The organism is Cellulomonas sp. P4_B5_2 (assembly GCF_056402235.1).
Map to the genome: position 1 here is coordinate 1 of NZ_JBFUHU010000358.1, position 3,537 is coordinate 3,537.

Here is a 3,537-nt window from a genome sequence, read left to right on the forward strand (position 1 = left end):
GTGGCCRTCGGCGCGCTGGTGGTCGGCTCGGTGCTCGTCGGGGCCCGGGCGCCCGACCGCGTGGCCGGGTCGTCGTCCCGCAACGTCAGCAGCGCGGCGAAGTCCCCCGGCGCGCCCGGGTCCGGGGCCGAGCTCAGGGCGATCGGCATCGTCACGAGCGCGAGCGTGCTCAGCAGGACCAACGCGGAGCGGCGGGGCCAGCGACGGCCACCGGCACGACGTTCCCGCAGGTCCCGGCGGTTCCAACGCTCACGCGGGACGGGCGTGAAGGGATGCACCCGAGGGACGCTATCGGCTTCCGGACAGATCGGACAGTCCGTGCCGGGTCCTCACAGGACCAGGAGGGAGAACCTGCCGGCTCCGTAGCCCGCCACCTCGACGTCCAGGTCGGTGCGACGCACGTACGCGAGCACCCAGGTGGCGACGTCGGCCGGCAGCGGATGACGGGGCTCGTAGAGCACGTCGAGCCGGACGTGCGGCGCACCCTCGGCGTTGAACAGCGACGCCATGACGTTGAGCACCTCGCCCGCGTTCTCGGACAGCGCCGGCGGCAGGACGCCCTCCGTCACGGCGTCGGCGGCCACCCGCACGGGCACCAGCCCGAGCGCCGCACCCATGTACGCCGCGAGCGGCAGGTCGAGCAGGACGAGCGCGGACAGGGCGCGCCGGTTGTCGACGTAGACGCCCACGAGCGTGCCGTCGCCGTCCTTCGGGTCGAGCATCGCTCCCCCGGTCGCCACCTGCACGTCGCGGCCGATGAGCCCCTCGACCAGCTCGCGGACGTGCTTCGCGGACGGCAGCGGTGTCTGGGCGCTCATGCCAGCACCGGGTCGATGACCGCGCGGAACGCCTCGGGCGTGAACGGCTTGGCGATGAGGAACAGGGCGCCCGCCGACTCGGCCTGCGCCCGCATCTCCGGAGAGCCCTCGGACGTGACGAAGCCGAACGGCGTCCCGAACCCCTCCGCACGCAGCCGGCGCAGCAGGTCGATGCCGTTCATATTCGGCATGTTCCAGTCCGACAGGACGACGTCGGGCTCGTCGGCCCGGATGGCCTCGAGGGCCTCGGCGCCGTCGGCCGCCTCGCGGACGTCCCACTCGTAGCCGGCCTGGCGCAGCGTGCGGATGACGATCTGCCGCATCACGCGGCTGTCGTCGGTGACGAGGACTCGGATCATGAGAGTCGGGTTCCTTCCGGGAGAGCGGGCTGGGCGAACGCCCACACGGCGACGACCAACGGGTGGCCGCGCCAGGACAGCGGGAGCTCCTGCACGAGCCGTGCGCCGGGCACGGCCGGAGCGCTGGGCGCCACCTGCGGCAGGCCGAGGCTGCCCTGCAGCGGCAGGAGCGACTTCACGTTGCCGCCGACGACGTTGGCCACCTCGCCGAACGCGTCGACCAGGTCGAGCGACGTGACGACCTCGTCGTCGCCCATGCCCAGGAGGGCCCGCGTGAGGTCGCTCGCCGTGGCGCCGGACGTCGTCAGCTCGGCGCGGCCCGGCCACGGGCCGTGCAGGTCCACCCACGCGACCACGCCGTCCTCGATCTCCGGCAGCTCACCGGGCCACGGCTGCAGCAGACCGACGTCGCCGTCGACCATGGCGGCGAAGACCTCCTGCGCGATGGCGAGGACCTGGTCGTGCTCGACGAGCGTGGTCATGCGGGCTCCTCGACCGCGACGAGCCCGAGCAGGTCGAGCTTCCCGCGGATGGCGTCGGGCGTGAACGGCTTGATGAGGTACTCGTGGGCGCCCGCGGCGAGCGCGCGCACGATCTGGCCCTGCTCGCTCTCGGTGGTCACCATCATCAGCGTGATGCTGCGCCACGCGGGGTTGGCGCGGACCTCGGAGACGAACGTGAGCCCGTCCATCACGGGCATGTTCCAGTCGATGCACGCGAGCTCCACGTGGAGGCCGTCCTCGAGCAGGTCGAGCGCCGCACGGCCGTGCTCGGCCTCGTACGTCTCGAAGCCGAGAGGGTGCAAGGCCCCGGACACGATGCGTCGCATCGTGCGCGAGTCGTCGATCACGAGCGCTCTCATCGTGGTGCTCCTCGGGTCAGCACGGGGGCCGGGACGGCGGGTGTGGGGGCGGACCACGTCGCGGTCCGGGGTTGCGGGATGCCGAGCGGGTCGGGCACAGRTCGGACGGGGCGGTAGATCGAGCCGGCACCGGCGGGCATCCGGACCCAGTCGTCGTCGACGCCGATGGTCGTCTCGGCGGCGCCCAGCAGCAGCGCGCCGTCGGGGCGCAGCACCTGCCGGAGGCGACGCAGGATCGCGCGCTTGGTGGGCAGGTCGAAGTAGATGAGCACGTTGCGCAGGAACACCACGTCGAACGGACCACCGGCCGGGGGCGCGTCGAGCAGGTTGTGCGCGCGGAACGTCACGTGCGTGCGCAGCTGCGGGGCCACCTCCCACCCGGCACCCGCTCGCGCGAAGTGCCGCACGAGCATCGGCGCCGGCAACCCCCGGTTGACCTCGAGCTGGCTGTAGTGGCCCTCCCGCGCGCGGGTGAGCACCTGCTCCGACAGGTCCGTCGCGACGATCTCGAACGAGGCGGTCGACGGCAGGCAGTCCGCGAGGGTCATCGCGATCGAGTACGGCTCCTGGCCGGTCGAGCACGCGGCGGACCACACCCGCAAGCGCGTGGCCGGCCCGCGGGTGGCGACCACCGCCGGCACGACGGTCGAGCGCAGCGCCCCGAACGGGGTCGAGTCGCGGAACCAGGACGTCTCGTTGGTGGTCAGCGCCTCGACCACGCGGACGAGGTCGGCCTCCCGGCCGCCGCCGCGGACGCGCATCACATAGGCGTCGACGTCGACGATCCCCTCCTCGCGCGCCAGCGGCAGCAGCCGGCTCTCCACGAGGTACTCCTTGCCGGGTGCCAGCTGGATGGCGCTGCGCCGCCGCACGAGGTCGGCGACGAACGAGAAGGACTCCGGGGTCAGACCCACCGAGAGCTCCTCTCACCGGCGTGGGCCTCGGCGAGCACGCGCTCGATCGTCGGGGCCACATCCAGCAGCGGGAGGATGCGGTGCGCGAACCCCGCGGTCGCGACCGCACCGGGCATCCCCCACACGACGCTCGTCGGCTCGTCCTGCACCAGGACGGTGCCTCCCGCACCGACGACGTCCTCGCACCCGGTGCGACCGTCCGCGCCCATGCCGGTGAGCACGACGGCGAGCAGGTCGCCGCCGATCGCGCGCACCGCGGAGCGGAACAGGACGTCGACCGACGGGCGGCAGTAGTTCACCGGCGGTCCGTCCGTGAGCACGGCCCGCAGGACGTCGCCGCGGCGGTGGAGCTCGAGGTGGCGGTCGCCGGGGGCGACGTGCACCGTGCCCGGACGCAGCTCCGTGCCGTCCTCGGCCTCGACCACGCGCGCGGGCCCGAGCCTGTCGAGCCGGGCGGCCAGCTGCCGGGTGAACACCGGGGGCATGTGCTGGACCACGAGCACCGGCACCGACGGCGGCGTCGTCAGGGCGGCGACCAGCTTGGACAGCGCCTCCGGGCCACCCGTCGACGAGCCGATGACGAC

At 73.4% G+C, this 3,537-nt stretch carries 6 protein-coding genes; all 6 read right to left on the reverse strand.

The window, feature by feature from the left end; all coding sequences use genetic code 11:
- Positions 1 to 329: 329 nt before the first annotated feature.
- The gene (locus AC1DUQ_RS19335) at positions 330 to 818 is read right to left on the reverse strand and encodes a hypothetical protein (protein WP_477060069.1); all 489 of its coding nucleotides are present in this window, start codon (positions 816 to 818) and stop codon (positions 330 to 332) included.
- Positions 815 to 1,177 carry a response regulator gene (locus AC1DUQ_RS19340; RefSeq protein ID WP_477060068.1) on the reverse strand — a complete coding sequence of 121 codons (363 nt, stop codon included), beginning with the start codon at positions 1,175 to 1,177 and terminating at the stop codon, positions 815 to 817. The genes AC1DUQ_RS19335 and AC1DUQ_RS19340 overlap by 4 nt, the downstream gene beginning before the upstream one ends.
- Positions 1,174 to 1,659, reverse strand: a complete 486-nt coding sequence (locus tag AC1DUQ_RS19345; protein ID WP_477060067.1) for a chemotaxis protein CheX — start codon at positions 1,657 to 1,659, stop codon at positions 1,174 to 1,176. The genes AC1DUQ_RS19340 and AC1DUQ_RS19345 overlap by 4 nt, the downstream gene beginning before the upstream one ends.
- Positions 1,656 to 2,039 (reverse strand): response regulator, encoded by a 384-nt coding sequence (locus AC1DUQ_RS19350; protein WP_477060066.1) that lies wholly within the window; start codon positions 2,037 to 2,039, stop codon positions 1,656 to 1,658. Before AC1DUQ_RS19350 ends, AC1DUQ_RS19345 begins: the two co-directional genes overlap by 4 nt.
- The gene (locus tag AC1DUQ_RS19355; protein WP_477074384.1) at positions 2,036 to 2,953 is read right to left on the reverse strand and encodes a CheR family methyltransferase; all 918 of its coding nucleotides are present in this window, start codon (positions 2,951 to 2,953) and stop codon (positions 2,036 to 2,038) included. Before AC1DUQ_RS19355 ends, AC1DUQ_RS19350 begins: the two co-directional genes overlap by 4 nt.
- Positions 2,944 to 3,537 (reverse strand): CheB methylesterase domain-containing protein (locus AC1DUQ_RS19360; RefSeq protein ID WP_477074385.1); only part of this gene is annotated, 594 nt, incomplete at its 5' end. The genes AC1DUQ_RS19355 and AC1DUQ_RS19360, both read right to left, overlap by 10 nt.

Bases quoted from the DNA above. Each gene is read 5' to 3' on its own strand.
- AC1DUQ_RS19335 (WP_477060069.1), bottom strand. From the start codon at position 818: ATGAGCGCCCAGACACCGCTGCCGTCCGCGAAGCACGTCCGCGAGCTG.
- AC1DUQ_RS19340 (WP_477060068.1), bottom strand. From the start codon at position 1,177: ATGATCCGAGTCCTCGTCACCGACGACAGCCGCGTGATGCGGCAGATC.
- AC1DUQ_RS19345 (WP_477060067.1), bottom strand. From the start codon at position 1,659: ATGACCACGCTCGTCGAGCACGACCAGGTCCTCGCCATCGCGCAGGAG.
- AC1DUQ_RS19350 (WP_477060066.1), bottom strand. From the start codon at position 2,039: ATGAGAGCGCTCGTGATCGACGACTCGCGCACGATGCGACGCATCGTG.